Source organism: Bacteroides sp. AM10-21B (genome assembly GCF_003472565.1).
Taxonomy (GTDB): domain Bacteria; phylum Bacteroidota; class Bacteroidia; order Bacteroidales; family Bacteroidaceae; genus Bacteroides; species Bacteroides propionicigenes.
The window spans coordinates 173,235-191,652 of the sequence record NZ_QRME01000005.1; the positions used below are offsets into that span (position 1 = coordinate 173,235).

Consider the following 18,418-nt stretch of genomic DNA (forward strand, 5'->3'; position numbering starts at 1 on the left):
AGAAATTGCATGATGCGTAGGGGGCAAACGCATTATCTATTAAAGTCAAACACATCATGGGTTTACCCGTAATAGATGATGTGTTTGACTTATCATACTTCTTACTGAAGCTTAAAGAATAGGTGGCAGTTAATAATAAGTAGTTGTATCCTTTCGCTTTCTTCCTAAATTGACACATTAAACCTTTTGTTTTTTGATGAAAAAAACTTTTTCTTATAGGTCGCGGATGCAGCGTACCCGGTATTGGCTTGTCTTGCTACGGTTCATCATTGCCCCCAAAGCAAAATCCATAGTCCACGCTTCGGATGAGGAGTTGGTCGTGGACGACCAGTATTGGGTTCCGTCCATCAGGAAGTCTGTAAAGCCTGCGAGACTGCTAAGCAACTCTTTTCTCACGGTATATATCAGATACAACTCCCGTTGGGTGGGGACACGCCAGCTACCGGCAGGTGCACCGAGTTCGGAGTAAGCCTGACATCCGGTGGCGGGTGAGGCAATAGTGCCTGTTCCCGATGAACTGTTGGCAGCGGAAGTCCAGCCGTTGGCTGCTGCCCAACTCACATTGACAATGTCTGCTTTGGCTACGACGAATCGTGGAGATACCGTACGGTTTGTGGCATCGGAATATAGGTGTACGGGTACGGGATGCGATACGGCGCTACTTTTCAGCGAGGTACTTTTGAAGCCGTTGTTGTTGATGATGCCGCTTAGCGTTTCTACATACGGACTGGTGAGTCCGCCGGTACCGCTTGCCACTGCACGCACGCAGCGTACGTAGAGCGTGTTGCCTTTGGCGGTGGTGGTGCTTCGCCCGTTGTCAAAGCGGGTGTAGATGGCATTGTCTTTTCCACTCTGCGATTCGGTACTCGAATAGTAAAGATTGGCAGATATCTTTTCGGCAGAGGTCTGACTTAGTGAGGGTTCTCCCGCATAAATCAGCGCCAATTCGTCTTCCGATGGCAGATACCATTTTATTTCGTCTCCCAGTATAGAGCCGTCTCCGTTGGTGTCACGGTTCTTCTCGAAGCAATAGCGGGCGGCATAGGTGTTGAAAATGGGGTCGTAAAGGTTTTCGGCTATCACATTCTCACCGGTGCGCGGATAGGGCTTGCGCAGAATGGTGGACGAGGGCAGGTACACGAGGTTGTTGGTGTTGTCCAGCCCGGCACGCTTGTAGTAATCGAATACCACCTGTGGCAACACGGTCTGCATATCCGTAGAGGGAAATCCCCATTGCATGGTGTAGGTCTTTTCCAGCCCGGTTTCGGCTCCCGGTGTCAGTATCAGCCCGGTTTCCTCCACATTCTCCACGGCAAGTTTATAGTCGCCGGTGGGGAGCAGAACGCCCGGCAGACTGTATTTGCGCATACCCACTGTGCCCATCGTCTGGTAGCCTTTCTGGGTGATGGGTACGTCTACGTAAGCTCCTTGTGCATTGGTGATGTGCAGGGTGGCGTTCCGGGTTGTTCCTTCCGAGAGGTATTCGTCGGCATACAGATAATAGGTTTGGAAGGTCATCTGCGTGGCATCCGTAAATGCAATGCCGCTGATGGAGGTTTTCATGTCTGTAGACGGATTGTACGTGGGACGTGCCCACATACTGGTGCCTGCCGGTACAAACTTGTTGATGTTGAGCGCAGAGACTTTCAGCCAGAAGGTGGAGGTGGCGGGAAGTCCCGAGTTGTCCAGTATTTGCAGGCTGAGCGTGTTGGCAAACGAACCGAGCCTGATGGGACGCCAATCGTAATGGCAGTCCAGCGTGGTGTTCTGCACGGATGCCTGAAAGCCCGAAGCCGCTCCCTCGATACGTGAGTCGATATCTATGTCATTGATGCCGTTGACGGTTATCTGGTAGGTATACTCTTTGCTCCGTTCCAAGTTGTAATCATTGTAGCTGTTTGCTCCCAGAAAGATGGTGGCTTTGATGCCGGTGTTTGCACCCGACTTTTGATAGAATCCGTTGGCTATGATGGCTGTGGCGCGTGCAGGGGCATAGAGATTCTTGTTGTACGGGTTGGTGTCGGCAGGCGAACCGCCGGTACGGCCGCCGCGCCGGTTTTCAAAGAGGTAGAACACGGTTGCCTTGCCGGGTTTGGACGCCCCGTTTACGGTGAATGTGGTATCGGTCCAAGCAAAGGTAGCGATGGACGACAAGTAGTCCGAAGCGTTCGCCGGGTTCACGGCATCACTGCTGCGCGGTATGAGGTAAGACAGGCGGGGGAAGTCCTGCAACTTCCAGTCCGACCAAGTTACCTGTTCGCCGGCAGGCACATTGTTTATCAAGTTGACGTGTATTTTGGAGACTACATAACTAAGGTTCAGGGATACGGTTATACTGCCCGGATTGACGGGGATTGCCACGTTGGAAGCATATCCCCACATCAACATTTTACGGTTTATCTCCATATCGCCTCCTGTGGTGTACACAATGAGGTTGTTCATGTCCGTCAGATTGTGAATATCGTTCACTGCTTGCGTAAAGTTGGTGTTGACCGCAGTCAGATTGGCTATGGCGTATATGCTCATATTGCTTCCCGACAAGGTGGAAATGTTCTGAATGTTCGTTAGTCCGTTGGCATCACTGTAAGATGCGTTGGTTACAATCTTTCCTGTATGGTCGAATATGAGGATTTGGATAGAACTGACTTTCTTCTCTTCGGCAGATGTCAGTCCGGTGCTCCGTGTCTCCAGTTCACGGTTTTTCAGCTGCAGATGTATCAAGGCAGGCATTCCCTCTTCCAAGTCGGGACTGGTGGGGAGATCGTCTTCACGGGCGCACGACGCTATGAAGAACAGGCAGGCAAGGGCTGAAAGAAGAAAAGTAGTAGGCTTCATAGGGTGGTAGAGGTTTTAAAATTCCTGATTTATGTTTGATTCGTTCCACGGGTTGATGATGAAACTGACGTTTACTTCGGGGTTGCCTCCCAAGTCGATGAAGACGGAGAGCAACTTGCCTGTTTCGAGAATGAGCGGCTTTCCTTGATTGTCTGCCGAGGTTTCGTAGACCGGAGTGCCTCCTTTATAGAGTGTGACCGTCACAGCCTTGCCCTTTGAGGGGAGCGTGCGGAAAACGGGTGCCACCAGCTCCTGCAAAGTATTGAATCGGCATTCGGGCCGGTACTTGTTGCGCGTTGTCGACAATTCGCCAAGGAAGTTGATACCCTCTGCCGTCTCGCTCACTTGTAAGGTAAAATCTGTATCCGAAGTATCAAAGCGTCCCGAAATTCCTTTGACGAGAATCTCCATGGAAGCAACTCTTCGTTGTAATTTCAGTAAATGGGTGATAGTCGAGGCGCGCGTGGCGGCTGAATAATCAATATTTACAAAACCGAAGAATAAGTCATCGGGCGACAGGAGGTATCCATCGGTAGAATGGAGCAACGTCATTTGCAAATTTCCCAACAGTGCGCCCGCAGTGGGTTGCGGCATATTTTGGCTACTGCTTCGGCTGTTTCCCCAGCCTGCGATGGTGATTCTCTGCTGTTCGGGATAGTCGATGCCCACAGTCTCGTTCTCTTTGCAAGGAATGCTCTTCAGAAAACGGTTCTGTGCATCGAATACATACAGCATTACTTCGGAAACGGCATCTGTACCGATGATTTCGTTACCCACTCCGTCGTACGAGCGAATCGTGAGGACGTGTTGTCTTTTGGGGTGAGGGCAGTTATCGTGCCCATCGTCATCACAGGCTGCCTGCATGAGGCAGAGCATCAGCAGGCAGCAACCGGTGTAGATAAGGTTAGGTTTCATGTTAGTTGAATTCCTGATCTATCTGAATCACAGGGTTCCATGCGGCAGGCGTAATGGTTACGTTGATGGCGCCTTTGCTGAGGGGAGCATAGGGGTCGTTGTTGCCGAAACCTTTAATGATAGCTTTCACATTATAGATATTGCCACGTTGCACTACCAGCGATTTGTCGCCTGCATTGGTGGCGTTGTTTGCGCCCGAACCGTTCTGGTCGCCATTGATGATGATAGGATAGTAGTAAGTTTCGGCTCCCAATTTGCCTTCGAGGGCTACGATTGTGGGCGACTGGCTGTTGTTCTCCAACGCATAGAAGTAATTCTTGGCGAATCCTTTGTCGGCACTAAGGTCGGCAATTTTCAGTGCGGCATCGTACGTATTGGTTGCGGGTGATACGGGCAGGTAGCTACCGGTAAATCCGGTGATGTCACTCTTTCCGTACAAGAAGGAAGTCACGTTGGCGGTGAGGTAAGTACCGGGGGCTGCGAAGTAATCTGATGCCGACTTTACGTTGAGCAGGTAAGCGCCTGTGATGGTGAAACCCGTCATGTTGGAGGGCAGTTGAGACAAATCCCAGTCAAGGTGGATGCGTGAGCCGAGGAAGTGCAACTGAACGGTAGCCGTGGCAGGCGAAGCGGTAGTTGCGGCAGATGCGTCGATGTTTTCGGTAAATCCGCTCATCCCCAAGTTAGTACCTGTGCGCATGGCTGTCAATTGGTACTTGGCGGCAAGGTTGTAGAGGTCGGAAATGCGGGTCACCCCGGCAAAGTCGGCTGCATTGCTGATGTTGGCAATGACGTAGACGTGGCGGTTGGCGCCGGCGGTAATATTCACGCTTACAGCCGTATTGCCGCTTGTGGAGAAGTCGAAGGTGGTTTTACCGTCAAGTACGGGGTTGAGACTTGTGCCACGAAACACGAGGATGATACCTTGTCCTATCTTGGATTCGTCATTGGCTACCGGGGCACCGGATGCCTTTGTGTTCACGTCGGATGCAAGGGTCACTTTGAGTAAGGCAGGTGTGCCCGGTTCGGCAGGTTCTGTAACCTCATCATTCTGATTACAAGAAGCCAAAAACATACAGCTGATAGCTGCGAAAGAAAGAAACAACTTTTTCATAATGAATTAATTTTAAGAAAAACATAAATATATTGGGTTTAGAGAAAATATTAAAACAAGTATGTTCCTATCTAACATCAATCATATGAATTAGTTCTTTGAAAAGTCTCATTTTTTTATCCGAGCGGGAAATATTTTTGGATAATGCAGCTGATGCCTTTCAATACAATTGACAAGAATGCATTGCCGGGTAAAACTTCGACAATACATTCTTGTTTTTTTATATAAAATCACACCATGATATTGGACTACGCTTTAAATAAGAGACTTAGAGAATATTTCTGTTTGAATGGGTAATGACTTGGCAACGGTCATAAATTCAGCGTTTTACAATACTATTCAATCAAACAACTCTTATTGGGCACTATAAAATATTTTGTGTAAATGTAAATACGGGATTCAATATGGGTTCCGTATTTTTTATTTAATAGCTTTGCAAAATGAAGAAAATTATGAAAGAGAAGAATCATGTAGTGCCTGATGAGGTATTAAGTAAGGAGTTCCTTAACCAATTCAAGACAGAAGCTGATGTCAGCAAGTTTCTGAAGCAACTACACGCGCAGGTATTGGAGTAAATACTTGAAGGTGAGATGGATGCGCATCTGGATTATGAGAAGAATTCGGTTTCCGGTCATAACAGCGGTAATTCCCGTAACGGCAGCTACCCCAAGAAAATCCAAACCGAACACGGTGAAGCGGTCATACCTATTCCCCGTGACCGTAACGGTGAATTCGAGCCCATAGTTGTTCCCAAACACGAGAGTCGTGGGCTTTCCATAGAAAAACTTGTTATCTCCCTATATGCCAAAGGAATGAGCGTTTCTGACATTGAAGAGAAGATGCGTGAAATCTATGAAATAGAACTGTCCACATCAGCCATTTCCATCATCACGAACAAAGTCAACCAGGCTGCTCAGGAATGGCAGAACCGCCCTTTGGATCCTGTCTATCTAATCGTTTGGATGGACGGTATTGTCTTCAAGGTTCATGACAACGGAAAAATCATCAACAAGACTGTCTATCTCTGTGTCGGTCTGAAACAGAACGGCTTGAAGGAAGTCCTTGGCATGTGGGTGGGAAAATCAGAAAGTTCTTCATTCTGGATGGGTGTCCTGACAGATTTGAAGGCCCGCGGAGTGCAGAACATACTGATTACCTGCACTGACAATCTGAACGGGTTTACCGACACCATACGTGCCGTATTTCCTCAATCTTCCAGCAAATATGTGTCGTACATCAGATCAGGAACTCCTGTAAATATGTCGTTTACAAGGACAAGAAAGAGTTTACAGCCGATATGAAGAACATCTATAACGCGCCCAACAAGGAGGCTGCTGCCGTGGAACTGGATAATTTGGGAAAAAAATGAGGAGGGAAGTACCCTTATGCCATCCTCTCATGGAGGAATAACTGGGATGACCTGACTGTTTTCTTCCAGTTTTCATTGGAAATCAGGAAAATAATCTACACCACAAACCTCATAAAAAATCTGAATGGAAAAATCAGAAAGTACACTAAACAAAGCTTTCATTCCCTTCGGATGATGCTGTGAAGAAAATGGTATACCTTTCTCTGACGGAGATTGAGAGGAAATGGACGATGCCGATTACTAACTGGGGATTGATTATGAACCAATTTATGCTTATTTTTGAAAACAGAATTCAGATATAAGAGAACTTATAACTGAATTCCGTTTACATTTACACAAAATTATGGACAGTGCCGGCTTTGAGTAAGTAATTTTAAGTAATTGCTATACACCCCTGTAACTATATAAATTACAGGGGGTTATATTTTATATCCATAATAATACCTATCTCCTATTCTGATACTTATTACCTCTTACTATTCTTCTTATAATTGACTATGATTAGATAATGGAATTGAAGCAAATTATTACTTAAAGGGAACTAAATTGAAGCTATATTATCCCAATAAACAAAATCATTTTAATCATACAAACTATTGCGGATTGTTTTATAACGTTCAATCAATTCATTACTTATTTCACGGTTTATAAAATCAATTGCAAGGATTGGTTCCCTAACAATATTAGTTTCATATATTCCCAATGAATACAACATTTCCTTGAAAAAGTGGATTGATATATCAAGATGCTGATTTGAATAGGATAATATTGGCAATATTTTCTCAAAAAGCTCACACGCCTCCGCTTTACGTCCATCTTGGAATAGGGTATAAATCCTTACATATATTTCATGCATGGCTGTTGGCATAAAACAATCTACACCACGCTCCAATCCTTCTATCATCTGTCCAACTGCCCAGCCACCAGCCAACAATAAATTCCCTTTGGTAAGCTTCTTCACATCAGTGTACTTCTTCCCTGCGGGCACAACCTCAACCTTCAGCATTTTGAAACTTTCTATTTCTCGATAAAGATGTCCTATAAAATCTAAAGGTAATCCATACCCTCCTGCATCCCAATCCTGAATTACAATCATTTCAGGAGACAATTTATCTAATTGACTTATTTCATCAAAATAGTCATCAACTGAAATCAATGGAATATTCACCAATAAAGCTCGACATCCCATTGCCTGAAACTTGACAAAATTTTCATATCTTTCTTTGCGCGTATAAGCAGATGTTCCGGCTACAACAGCCACTTCTGTCCCCGCCTCCTCAAGAGCGATACCAACAAGTAGCTCTTTTTCCGATTCCGACAATTTTAGCACTTCACTTGCCATAGCCGGAATCAAAAAACCTTTTACTCCAGAATCAATGGCATATCTCAAATGCTTACGCAATCCATTTTGATCGATTTCTCCATTATACCTAAATGGAGTATTAATTACTGTAACTATTCCTCTCAAATCCATTTTTAATTATGGTTTTATTCATCAACAGAATAAATCTTTGATATTATAAACTTTCATAGTTCCCCTATTAGTCGGTCTTTTTCATAAATTTTGTAAGTAAGAATCCTGTTAGAAATATAACAGTCGTCCCAAAAACGATCGTGAGATATGTGTGTAACGAACTATGAAAACAATAAAACGGCATTCCTTCATTGATTAAAGGAGAGAGACTCATCCATGCAATGGTTAACAACCCAAGTATTACAGCGATAATGGCATGCACGCGTTTGACATTGCGACAAACTACACCCAACAAGAACAGACCAAGCATTCCACCACTGAAGATTGATGCCAATTTCCACCAAGCATCCAACACACCGTCAATATGCATCATCATTAATCCCATAACAATACCCAATGCTCCTACAACAAACGAAGTAATATATAAAACCCTCATACTTTTTTTCTCTGGCAGCTCTTTTTTAGAAAGTCGCTTTACGAAATCTGTCAATACAATCGTTGCCGAAGAATTAATACTCGTAGCAATAGTAGACATTCCCGCAGAAAATAAAGACGCAATAATAAGACCAGTAAGACCAGTAGGAAGTCCGTGAACGATGAACCAAGGAAATACCTGATCAGATGGTGTTCCTACGGGTAATAACTCAGGTTGAGCCGTGTAGTAAGAGAATAATGCTGTTCCAATGTAAACAAAAATAAGGGATACGGGAATATAGAGCAAACCGCCAAAAAGAGTAGACTTCACAGCTTCAGCGGTCGAGCGGGTTGTCATATAACGTTGAACATAATTCTGATCTATACCATAATTCTGCATATTAACAAATAATCCATAAATCAGAACAACCCAAAACGTTGGTTCTGTTAGACTCGTACTGAAACTCCCAAGACTGAATTTATCGTGTTCCCAAGCTATCGCAAAGAGCTGATTAGGCCCCTCAGGCATGGTAAAAGTAAGAATTAGTGCGCATACTACAGCACCCACGATAAGTATAATTCCCTGTATGGCATCTGTCCAAACTACAGCAGCAATGCCTCCCAACAAAGTATATACAAGGGTAACTACACCTGTACCAATAATAATAGTCTGAATATCCCACCCAAACATGGTATTCAACGGCAGAGCCAGTAATAACAATATCGACCCTACACGTGCGAGCTGTGTAAGTAGGTAACAAACAGCCACATAACAACGTGCCCAATACCCGAAACGCATCTCAAGATAATGGTAAGCTGACACACTATTAATCCCTCTATAAAGAGGAATAAACACTTTTGCAGCAAGCCACGTAGCAATCGGTATCGAAAGGCTAAATACAAATGGATTCCAATTACCATTGTAAGCATCTCCGGGTAATCCCAAAAAACTGATACTGCTAACAAACGTAGCAAAAATTGACATACCTACGATCCACGTAGGTAATGTTCCCTCTGCAGCGGTAAATGCCGCCGCTCCTTTACAACTGCGAAAATAAAACGAGCATCCGAAAAGTGCAACTCCGCCTACAAAAATAAAGAAGACGAAGTAATCAAGTAAAGTTATATCCATTTTTATATCAGATTAAATAGGTTGACAATATATTACTTTAGATTAGTATTCTTTTATACAGCGTATATATAATTAAACTCGCCATTACTCCTAAACGGGATGAGCCGGAATATTTCTTTTAATCATGTTCATTTGTGTTGTTTTTATTGATAATTAATACAAAAAAGGTCAGTTATATTTTTCATACCTTACAGATTTCTCTACATATACAGAATGCAAGTGTTTTTACAAATATCCATTTAAAAATATAGATACTTACTTCATTTTTTAGATTTACACTTCATTTTAAAACGTTTTAGCTTTATTCCGTAAAAACGAACTTCCATCCTAAATACTTTTGCCTATAACAATTATATTCATCATTAATAATTTTATTATTCGCAATAAAGGCTACATACCCTAACTAATAAGTTTCCCGCTTCTACAGCCATATTTATAGCAACTTTCAGCACATATTATTTTTTTCAGCTGATATTCAAAAAATCCATTTCCACTGCAAAAATAGCTAAAACGTTTTAATAAACAAGCTTTTTCTATTTTTTTTTTATAAGTACACAATATTATACCATAAAACAGAACAAATTTAGATGTATCAAACATGATAAAGTTGACGTTCCAGTCCATAAAAAAACAGAATGATATTAATTTTCTCTCTTTTTCCTATCTTTGCCGCATGAAAGCAGAATTAAAAGAAAACGGTGGATTACCGACTCATATACTTTGGACACTTGCTATCGTAGCCGGTATTTCTGTAGCAAATTTGTACTACAACCAGCCATTGCTAAACGTGATACGTCACGAGCTGGGCGTCTCCGAGTTCCAAACAAATCTTATTGCAATGATTACGCAAATAGGGTATGCTTTGGGACTACTGTTCATAGTGCCGTTAGGCGACCTTTACCAACGGAAAAAGATTATTCTGACAAACTTCATCTTACTGATATTCTCACTCATAGCCATAGCTGTAGCACCCAATATTTATATTATATGGGGAGCTTCGTTCATAACAGGAGTATGCTCTATGATACCGCAAATCTTTGTGCCGATAGCTTCACAATTCTCCCGACCGGAAAATAAAGGACGCAACGTAGGCATTGTCATATCCGGTCTGCTGACCGGTATACTCTCCTCACGCGTCATCAGTGGTTTTGTTGGCGAAGTATTAGGGTGGCGTGAAATGTATTTCATCGCGGCAGGTATGATGCTGTTATGCTCCATTGTTGTCCTGAAAGCCCTGCCGGACATACGTCCCACTTTCCGAGGAAAATACAGCAGCCTGATGAAATCCCTCTTTTCCCTTATCAAAGATTATCCCACCCTACGCATCTACTCCATGCGGGCGGGTATCGCATTCGGTTCTTTCTTAGCCATGTGGTCATGCCTTGCTTTCAAAATGGGTGAAGCCCCCTTCTACGCCAATAGCGACGTTATCGGAATCCTGGGAGTATGCGGAATAGCGGGTGCATTAACTGCATCTTTCGTTGGGAAATATGTAAAGACAGTAGGAATACGCAACTTTAATTTCATAGGCTGCGGACTAATCCTCTTGGCATGGGCCTCACTCTATTTCTGTGGAAACACATATGCCGGTATCATTGCTGGAGTCATATTAATTGACATTGGCATGCAGTGTATTCAGCTTAGTAATCAAGCCAGCATTTTCGATATTTGTCCTCCGGCATCCAACCGGGTAAACACCATTTTCATGACAACCTATTTCATAGGCGGCTCATTAGGCACTTTCCTTGCAGGCAGTTGTTGGCACGTATGGGGATGGGCCGGTGTGTCCGGCATAGGTACGGTGCTCACCATACTCTCTCTCCTGATTACCATTTACTACAAAGAGAAATAAAGGAATAACATCCTTTTTAGAAACGATACATTCTTGTTTTTTACATAAAAGAAATTTCAATATGTTTTGATTTTCCCCATAAAAGTTATATTTTTGTCAAAACAGGTATAATTTAATAAATATTCATCAAAATTCATCTAACCATGGACACACAAAAGAAAATCACAGTGACAGGAGTTATCTCCGAAGGTATCGGTTTAGGTATTAAGAATGCAGCATCTATGCTGGGGGCCACAATTCTTTGGCTGCTTACAATCTGGATTCCTTATTTAAATGTCGGGACTACTATCGCCATGACAACCATTCCCATTGAGTTGAGTAAAGGAAAAGTAATTTCTCCCCTTTTCATTTTTGACGGAAAATACCGCAAATTCATGGGTGAATATTTCACATTAATAGGATTGATGTATCTTGCCATCATCCCCGCTCTCTTTTTCATGATTGTACCGGGAATCATCATATCCATAGGATGGTCACTTGCAATCTATATCTTGCTTGATAAAGGTGTAGCTCCGGGCGAAGCTATGATTCAGAGCAACAAAGCTACTTATGGCTATAAATGGACTATATTCGGTATATCATTCCTGTTAGGCTTGGCTTTCTATATCCTCTTATCTATTATATTTGCCATTGCAGACGGTGGTTTCGCAATGTTCCTTCTGTTCCTTATCAGCATTGTCTACACCGTGGCGTCACTCGGATGTAGCGCTGTTATCTATCGTAATTTGACGGCAGAAGTCCAACCGGAAACAATGGAAACCGTAGTAGAAATATAAACTACTATTGAAAAACACCAACAACCTCCTTCACCGCTCTGCAACTCCTTAAGACAAGAGAGTTAAAGGTGAAGGGGGCTGTTGTTTATTGATGTCTCCCCTATTTATCTTGACACCCGTCCTGATGTATTTCCATTCATCAGGCTTTCCACTTCATCCACCGTTATAAGATTGAAGTCTCCATAAACAGTGTTCTTCAATGCAGAAGCGGCAAGGGCATACTCCAATGCTTTTTGATCATCGTGCGGATAAGTGATTAAACCATATATCATACCACCGACAAAAGCATCACCCGCCCCCACGCGGTCTATTTCATGCTCAATGTCATAAATACCGGCGTGCTTCAGAGCACCGTCGGAATAAAGCACGGCAGCAAGCAAATTATGATTGGACGTGACAGAATTACGCAATTCCAAGAATACTTTCCGGCAACGGGGAACAAGCCCGGCTACTTCTTGTCCAAAAGCCTCGAAAGAAGGTAAATCCGACTCAAAAGAAGTATCGGCAGCATCTACAGCCTTGAAACCTACAGGATTTATGCCAAGAATCTCCCGATACTCCGGTTCCGCACCAAAAATCACATCGCTGTATTGCACCAGCGGTCGCATCACTTCGGCAGCCGTACGTCCATAGTTCCAAAGTTTCTTGCGGAAATTCAGGTCGCAGGAAATGGTAAGTCCCATACGGTCGGCTATTTCAAGCGCTTCGCGGCAGGCGTCAGCACCCTCTTGCGAAAGGGCGGCGGCAATGCCCGACCAGTGAAACCAGCCTGCATCGGCAAATATGGCTTCCCAATCAATCATACCCGGACGGAGTGTGGCAAAAGATGAGCCCTCACGATCGTACACCACATTGGAGTTGCGGAACGCAGCACCACATTCCAAATAGTACAATCCCAAACGTTTGCCACCGAATACGATACCGTCCGTTCTCAGTCCGCAGGAACGGAGTGAAGCAATACATGCACAGGCCATTGCATTATCGGGCAAACGGGTGACAAACTCCGTAGGAATACCGAAGTGTGCCAAAGATACTGCCACATTGGCCTCGCTGCCACCATACGTAGCAATAAATTCATTGGTCTGCGAAAAGCGGCGGAATCCGGGAGTAGTAAGTCGCAGCATAACTTCACCGAAAGTAACGACTTTCTTATCGGTGGAAAGGGATTTCTTTTTCATAAGTCTTATATTATTCAAAAGCATCAATAGAAATTCAAATATACTATCAAAAATCCAAGTAAACGCAAAGAATTAATAATATTTATTTGCAGAACAGGAAAAAGAAAAGAAATTCGGCAGCTTTGTTATACTTTTGTCGCATTATATTTACTGTAACGTTTCGCATGAGTCCAATAAAGAAAATACCCTCTCCTATCGTATCCCTTCTCCCTATCGTAATTTTAGTAGGAATGCTGTTTGCCACTATCCGCACCTTTGGAAGTGATGCGCTAAGTGGTGGCAGCCAAGTATCTTTGCTTACTACTACTGCGGTTTGCATATTTATAGGAATAACGTTCTACCGGATTCCTTGGAAAGATTATGAAATTGCCATCACCAATAATATAGCAGGCGTATCTTCCGCCATTATCATATTACTGATTATCGGTGCACTGAGTGGTGCATGGATGATTAGCGGTGTAGTTCCTACCCTCATTTACTACGGAATGCAAATTATACACCCTGATTTTTTCCTCGCTTCCACCTGTATCATCTGTGCATTGGTATCAATTATGACAGGAAGTTCGTGGACTACTATTGCAACCATAGGAATCGCCCTTTTGGGCATAGGCAAGGCGCAAGGTTTTGAAGAAGGCTGGATTGCAGGCGCCATTATTTCAGGGGCTTATTTCGGTGATAAAGTTTCACCGCTGTCAGACACTACGGTTCTTGCCGCATCGGTCACCGACACTCCGCTGTTCCGGCATATCCGCTATATGATGATTACCACCATTCCGTCACTCATCATCACCCTTATTATATTTACAGTTATGGGATTCACCTACGAAACCGGCGGTACAGAACAAATAGCCGAGTTTGCAGCATCACTGGATGCCAAATTTCACATCACACCTTGGTTGCTGGCTGTGCCGGTAGTTACGGGCATACTGATTGCACGCAAGATACCCTCTATCATTACCCTGTTTTTATCCACCTTATTGGCTGCTGCCTTTGCCATCATATTCCAGCCCGAACTACTACATGAGATTTCCGGTAATAATGACCTATTTAAGGGAACAATGATGAGCTTATATGGCAGTACCGAACTGCAAAGTGACAATGATATGCTCACAGAACTGATTGCCACAAGAGGTATGTCGGGAATGATGAACACGATATGGCTAATCCTTTGCGCCATGTGCTTTGGTGGTGCAATGACAGCAAGCGGTATGCTGGGAAGCATTACTTCCGTCTTTGTTCGGTTCATGAAAAACACTGTCAGCGTAGTGGCATCCACCGTCGGTTCGGGTATATTCCTCAACTTTGCCACAGCAGACCAGTATATCAGCATTATTCTTACCGGCAATATGTTCAGCAATATCTATGAGAAGAAAGGATACGAAAACCGGCTACTGAGCCGTACCACAGAAGATGCCGTCACCGTAACCTCTGTTCTCATCCCATGGAACACATGCGGAATGACACAAGCTACCATCCTGAGCGTATCTACGTTGACCTACCTTCCTTACTGCTTTTTCAACCTCATCAGTCCTCTGATGAGCATACTCGTTGCAGCTCTCGGATATAAAATAATTAAAAAAACGGTGAACAATCCCGATTAGGCATTGTTCTTGCAATAAACTTATAACGAACAATATAATTTAAACCTAAACAAAAATTAAGTATGAAAAAGTTTATTGCATTAGCAGCATTAGTTTTGGTAAGCATGGTAACCACTACCGTGTATGCACAAGAGAGTAACGCACAACGCCGTGCGGATCGTAAAGCCCAAAGAGACGCAGAACGCGCCCGCCTGAAAGCGGAACAGCAGGCAGCCGATGCCGTCTCTTATGATGAAGCCGTAGCAGCACTGAAAGCACAGAAGTTTGTATTGGAAGCCAATCAGGTGATGTTCCGCAACGGACAAACCGCCTTTGTTACATCCAATACCAACTTTGTATTGGTGAATCAGGGACGCGGTACTGTACAAGTAGCTTTCAACACTGTTTATCCCGGTCCCAACGGTATTGGCGGAGTAACCGTAGACGGAACTGTATCGGATATACAAACAACCACCGACAAGCGCGGTAACATAAATTGCAATTTCAGCATTCAAGGTATTGGCATCTCCGCCCAGATATTCCTTACGCTGACTAACGGCGGTAACAATGCAACCGTTACCATCAGCCCGAACTTCAACTCCAACACCATGACTTTAAGCGGCAGCTTGCTGCCGTTAAACCAGTCGAATATCTTTAAAGGACGTTCTTGGTAAACCCATTACAATATATATATATTCTCAACCCCGCTGCAAATCACTTAAAAAGTGTACATTTGCAGCGGAGTTTTTTTTATATCTATTCATCATGAGAGAATTTATCATCGCAGACAATCAAGACATAACCAAAGCAGGGATGATGTTTCTGTTGAGCCAACAAAAAGACACTGCCCTGCTACTGGAAGCCGATAATAAAGCGGAACTGATACAACAGTTGCGATTGCATCCCGGAGCGGTGGTAATACTGGACTATACATTGTTTAACTTCACCGGCTCCGACGAGTTGATTGTATTGCACGAACGCTTCAAGGAAGCCGACTGGCTACTGTTCTCTGACGAATTGAGTGTCGGCTTTCTACGACAAGTACTATTCAGCAGCATGGCCTTCGGGGTAGTGTTGAAGGACAACTCCAAGGAAGAGATACTCACCGCCCTGCAATGCGCCTCGCGCAAAGAGCGTTTCATATGCAATCATGTCAGCAACCTGCTACTGGCAAGAGACAATCGGCCTCCTACTCCCCACTCCGTGCAAGATGCCTTACTGACACCTGCAGAACGGAGTATCCTGAAAGAGATTGCATTAGGAAAAACTACCAAAGAGATTGCAGCCGAAAGAAACCTCAGTTTTCATACCGTGAACAGCCATCGAAAAAACATTTTCAGGAAACTGAGTGTAAACAATGCCCACGAAGCTACCAAGTATGCTATGAAAGCGGGCATTGTAGATTTGGTGGAATACTATATCTGATTTCTCCGCTTCCGATACACAATCCGGAAGCCTCATCATATATAACGCCGAATTGCCCCGGAGCTATGCCTTGTAACTTCTCTTCGGAAACGACATGATAACCGACCTCATCCTGCGCCAGCCTACCCTTGATAAATTCGGGTGTGTGGCGTATCTTAAACGTAATCGGAATTTCCCCCTTGATGCCTTTCCATGGGTTTTCCGTAATAAAATGAAAATCCTGCATACTGAACTCATGCCCGTATTGCAGTTCCGTATCATATCCGCGCGATACATAAATCACATTCTCATCCGTATCTTTACAAACCACGAACCAAGGACCTCCACTCAATCCCAACCCCTTACGTTGACCGATAGTATGAAACCAGTAGCCGTGATGTACCCCCAGTACCTTTCCCGTTTCCAATTCAACAACCCTACCTTCTTTTTCGCCCAGAAACCGGCGGACAAAGTCGTTATAATTAATCTTTCCCAAGAAACAGATGCCTTGGCTGTCCCGTCTGCGAGCACTGGGTAACTTAGCTTTCAAAGCGATGTCACGCACTTCCTGTTTCATCAGTCCACCCAATGGAAACATCAGTTTGGAAACTTGCAAATAGTCTATCTGTGCAAGAAAGTCTGTCTGGTCCTTCACCGGGTCGAGGGCAGTGCCCAGCCAAGTTTTTCCATTCAGCATAACGGTAGTGGCATAGTGCCCGGTTGCCGTAAAATCAAAATTCTTGCCGACCTGTTGCTCAAAGCAACCGAATTTTATGAGCTTGTTACACATCACATCCGGGTTCGGAGTGAACCCGCGGCGTACCTTCTCAATGGCATAAGCGGCCACATTATCCCAATATTCCCGATGTAAATCTACCACTTCCAGCGAAAGTCCGTAACGATGGGCAACAGCGGAAGCCATTTCCAAATCTTCCTCTGCCGAACAGTCCATATAGTCGGTATCATCCTTCCCTATTTTTATGTAAAACAATGAAGGACGGTGGCCTTGCTCACAAAGGAGATGTACAGCAACGGAGCTGTCTACACCCCCGGATAATAGAACGGCAATATTCATATTTATAATATATCTAAATTTTCCCCAATGCCTGCGACAAATCATCCAACAAGTCGTCTATGTGCTCCGTTCCAATGGAAAGACGTATTGTTCCCGGCTTGATGCCTTGCTCAGCCAGTTCCTGTTTGTTTAATTGTGAGTGGGTGGTAGTAGCCGGATGTATGACAAGTGACTTTACATCTGCCACATTGGCCAATAATGAGAATATCTGTAAGCTGTCTATAAATGCCTGAGCCTCTTTCTCTCCACCCTTTACCTCGAAGGTAAAGATAGAACCTGCTCCTTTTGGGAAATACTTCCGGTACAACGCATGGTCTGGATGATTCGGTAAAGACGGATGATTCACGGCTGCCACTTTAGGATGCTTCTTCAGGAATTCCACAACTCTCAGCGCATTCTCCACATGGCGTTCCACACGCAAAGAGAGAGTTTCCAGGCCTTGCAAAAGAATAAACGCATTGAACGGGCTGATAGCTGCACCCGTATCACGCAACAACACCGCACGAATACGGGCAACATACGCAGCTGCCCCTGCCGCATCAACAAAACGTACGCCATGATAACTGGAATCGGGTTCTGTCAGTTGCGGAAATTTACCGGAAGCCACCCAATCGAACTTACCGCTATCTACAATGACACCACCCAAAGAAGTACCATGTCCGCCAATGAACTTCGTAGCGGAATGTACCACAATATCAGCCCCGTGTTCGATAGGGCGAACCAAATAGGGGGTACCGAAAGTGTTGTCGATAATCAAAGGTATTTTATGGCGGTGAGCGATTTCGGCAACTGCATCAATATCGATGATATTCGAGTTAGGATTGCCCAATGTCTCCAAAAATACAGCTTTTGTATTTTCCTGAATAGCTTTCTCAAAGTTGGATAAATCGTTCGGATCTACGAAAGTAGTCTTAACACCGTAAGCGGGCAATGTATGTGCCAGCAAATTATACGTTCCGCCATATATTGTCTTGGCAGCTACGATGTGGTCGCCCGCACACGTAATATTTTCAAAAGCATAAGTCACAGCCGCAGCACCGGAAGCAACTGCCAGTCCCGCGACACCGCCCTCAAGGGCTGCAACACGTTGCTCAAATACTCCTTGTGTGGAGTTTGTCAATCGGCCATAGATATTGCCCGAATCTTGTAGACCAAAGCGGGCGGCAGCATGGGCCGAGTTACGGAACACGTACGAAGTAGTCTGATAGATAGGCACGGCACGTGCATCTGTCGCCGGGTCCGGCTGTTCCTGTCCTACATGGAGTTGTAGCGTCTCAAAATGTAATTTCTTTGTTTCCAT

13 protein-coding genes and 1 pseudogene are annotated in these 18,418 nt (G+C 44.3%); 6 read left to right on the top strand and 8 right to left on the bottom strand.

Annotation, left to right across the window (positions count from 1 at the left end; translation table 11 throughout):
• Window positions 1–213: 213 nt before the first annotated feature.
• Genes DW121_RS08170 through DW121_RS08180 form a run of 3 tightly spaced genes read right to left on the bottom strand, consistent with a single transcriptional unit; the run spans window position 214 to window position 4,864 of the window.
• A complete protein-coding gene (locus DW121_RS08170) occupies window positions 214–2,835 on the bottom strand; it encodes a DUF1566 domain-containing protein (protein WP_118323492.1) in 2,622 nt (873 codons plus the stop codon).
• 15 nt (window positions 2,836–2,850) lie between these two features.
• Window positions 2,851–3,750 (bottom strand): FimB/Mfa2 family fimbrial subunit, encoded by a 900-nt coding sequence (locus tag DW121_RS08175; RefSeq protein WP_118323493.1) that lies wholly within the window; start codon window positions 3,748–3,750, stop codon window positions 2,851–2,853.
• 1 nt (window position 3,751) lies between these two features.
• Window positions 3,752–4,864: a fimbrial protein gene (locus tag DW121_RS08180; protein ID WP_118323494.1), complete on the bottom strand. Its 1,113-nt coding sequence runs from the start codon at window positions 4,862–4,864 to the stop codon at window positions 3,752–3,754.
• Window positions 4,865–5,304: 440 nt separating this feature from the next.
• Here DW121_RS08180 and DW121_RS08185 point away from each other — a divergent pair.
• Window positions 5,305–6,535, top strand: a pseudogene (locus DW121_RS08185) (IS256 family transposase).
• Window positions 6,536–6,813: 278 nt separating this feature from the next.
• Here DW121_RS08185 and DW121_RS08190 read toward each other — a convergent pair.
• Window positions 6,814–7,707: a dihydrodipicolinate synthase family protein gene (locus DW121_RS08190; RefSeq protein WP_117711360.1), complete on the bottom strand. Its 894-nt coding sequence runs from the start codon at window positions 7,705–7,707 to the stop codon at window positions 6,814–6,816.
• A 67-nt stretch (window positions 7,708–7,774) separates the two neighbouring features.
• Window positions 7,775–9,253, bottom strand: a complete 1,479-nt coding sequence (locus DW121_RS08195) for a sodium:solute symporter (RefSeq protein ID WP_117711359.1) — start codon at window positions 9,251–9,253, stop codon at window positions 7,775–7,777.
• A gap of 673 nt (window positions 9,254–9,926) precedes the next feature.
• Here DW121_RS08195 and DW121_RS08200 point away from each other — a divergent pair.
• Together DW121_RS08200 and DW121_RS08205 are read left to right on the top strand one after the other, a co-directional pair.
• Window positions 9,927–11,105: an MFS transporter gene (locus DW121_RS08200; protein WP_118323495.1), complete on the top strand. Its 1,179-nt coding sequence runs from the start codon at window positions 9,927–9,929 to the stop codon at window positions 11,103–11,105.
• A 143-nt stretch (window positions 11,106–11,248) separates the two neighbouring features.
• A complete protein-coding gene (locus DW121_RS08205) occupies window positions 11,249–11,881 on the top strand; it encodes a hypothetical protein (protein ID WP_118323496.1) in 633 nt (210 codons plus the stop codon).
• A gap of 104 nt (window positions 11,882–11,985) precedes the next feature.
• Here DW121_RS08205 and DW121_RS08210 read toward each other — a convergent pair whose 3' ends face one another.
• Window positions 11,986–13,059, bottom strand: coding sequence for a sugar kinase (locus tag DW121_RS08210; RefSeq protein ID WP_118323558.1), 1,074 nt, complete (start codon window positions 13,057–13,059; stop codon window positions 11,986–11,988).
• 173 nt (window positions 13,060–13,232) lie between these two features.
• Between DW121_RS08210 and nhaC the strand changes: the two genes are divergently transcribed.
• The 3 genes from nhaC to DW121_RS08225 all read left to right on the top strand — a co-directional run bounded on the left by nhaC (window position 13,233) and on the right by DW121_RS08225 (window position 16,064).
• On the top strand, window positions 13,233–14,660 hold the full coding sequence (gene nhaC, locus DW121_RS08215; RefSeq protein WP_118323559.1) for a Na+/H+ antiporter NhaC: 1,428 nt from the start codon (window positions 13,233–13,235) through the stop codon (window positions 14,658–14,660).
• A 62-nt stretch (window positions 14,661–14,722) separates the two neighbouring features.
• On the top strand, window positions 14,723–15,313 hold the full coding sequence (locus DW121_RS08220) for a DUF4251 domain-containing protein (RefSeq protein ID WP_117711356.1): 591 nt from the start codon (window positions 14,723–14,725) through the stop codon (window positions 15,311–15,313).
• A gap of 91 nt (window positions 15,314–15,404) precedes the next feature.
• Window positions 15,405–16,064 carry a LuxR C-terminal-related transcriptional regulator gene (locus DW121_RS08225; protein ID WP_118323497.1) on the top strand — a complete coding sequence of 220 codons (660 nt, stop codon included), beginning with the start codon at window positions 15,405–15,407 and terminating at the stop codon, window positions 16,062–16,064.
• Here the strand turns inward: DW121_RS08225 and mnmA are convergent.
• Window positions 16,021–17,118: a tRNA 2-thiouridine(34) synthase MnmA gene (gene mnmA, locus DW121_RS08230; RefSeq protein WP_118323498.1), complete on the bottom strand. Its 1,098-nt coding sequence runs from the start codon at window positions 17,116–17,118 to the stop codon at window positions 16,021–16,023. The genes DW121_RS08225 and mnmA overlap by 44 nt on opposite strands.
• A 13-nt stretch (window positions 17,119–17,131) precedes the next feature.
• The gene (locus tag DW121_RS08235) at window positions 17,132–18,418 is read right to left on the bottom strand and encodes an O-acetylhomoserine aminocarboxypropyltransferase/cysteine synthase family protein (protein ID WP_117711353.1); all 1,287 of its coding nucleotides are present in this window, start codon (window positions 18,416–18,418) and stop codon (window positions 17,132–17,134) included.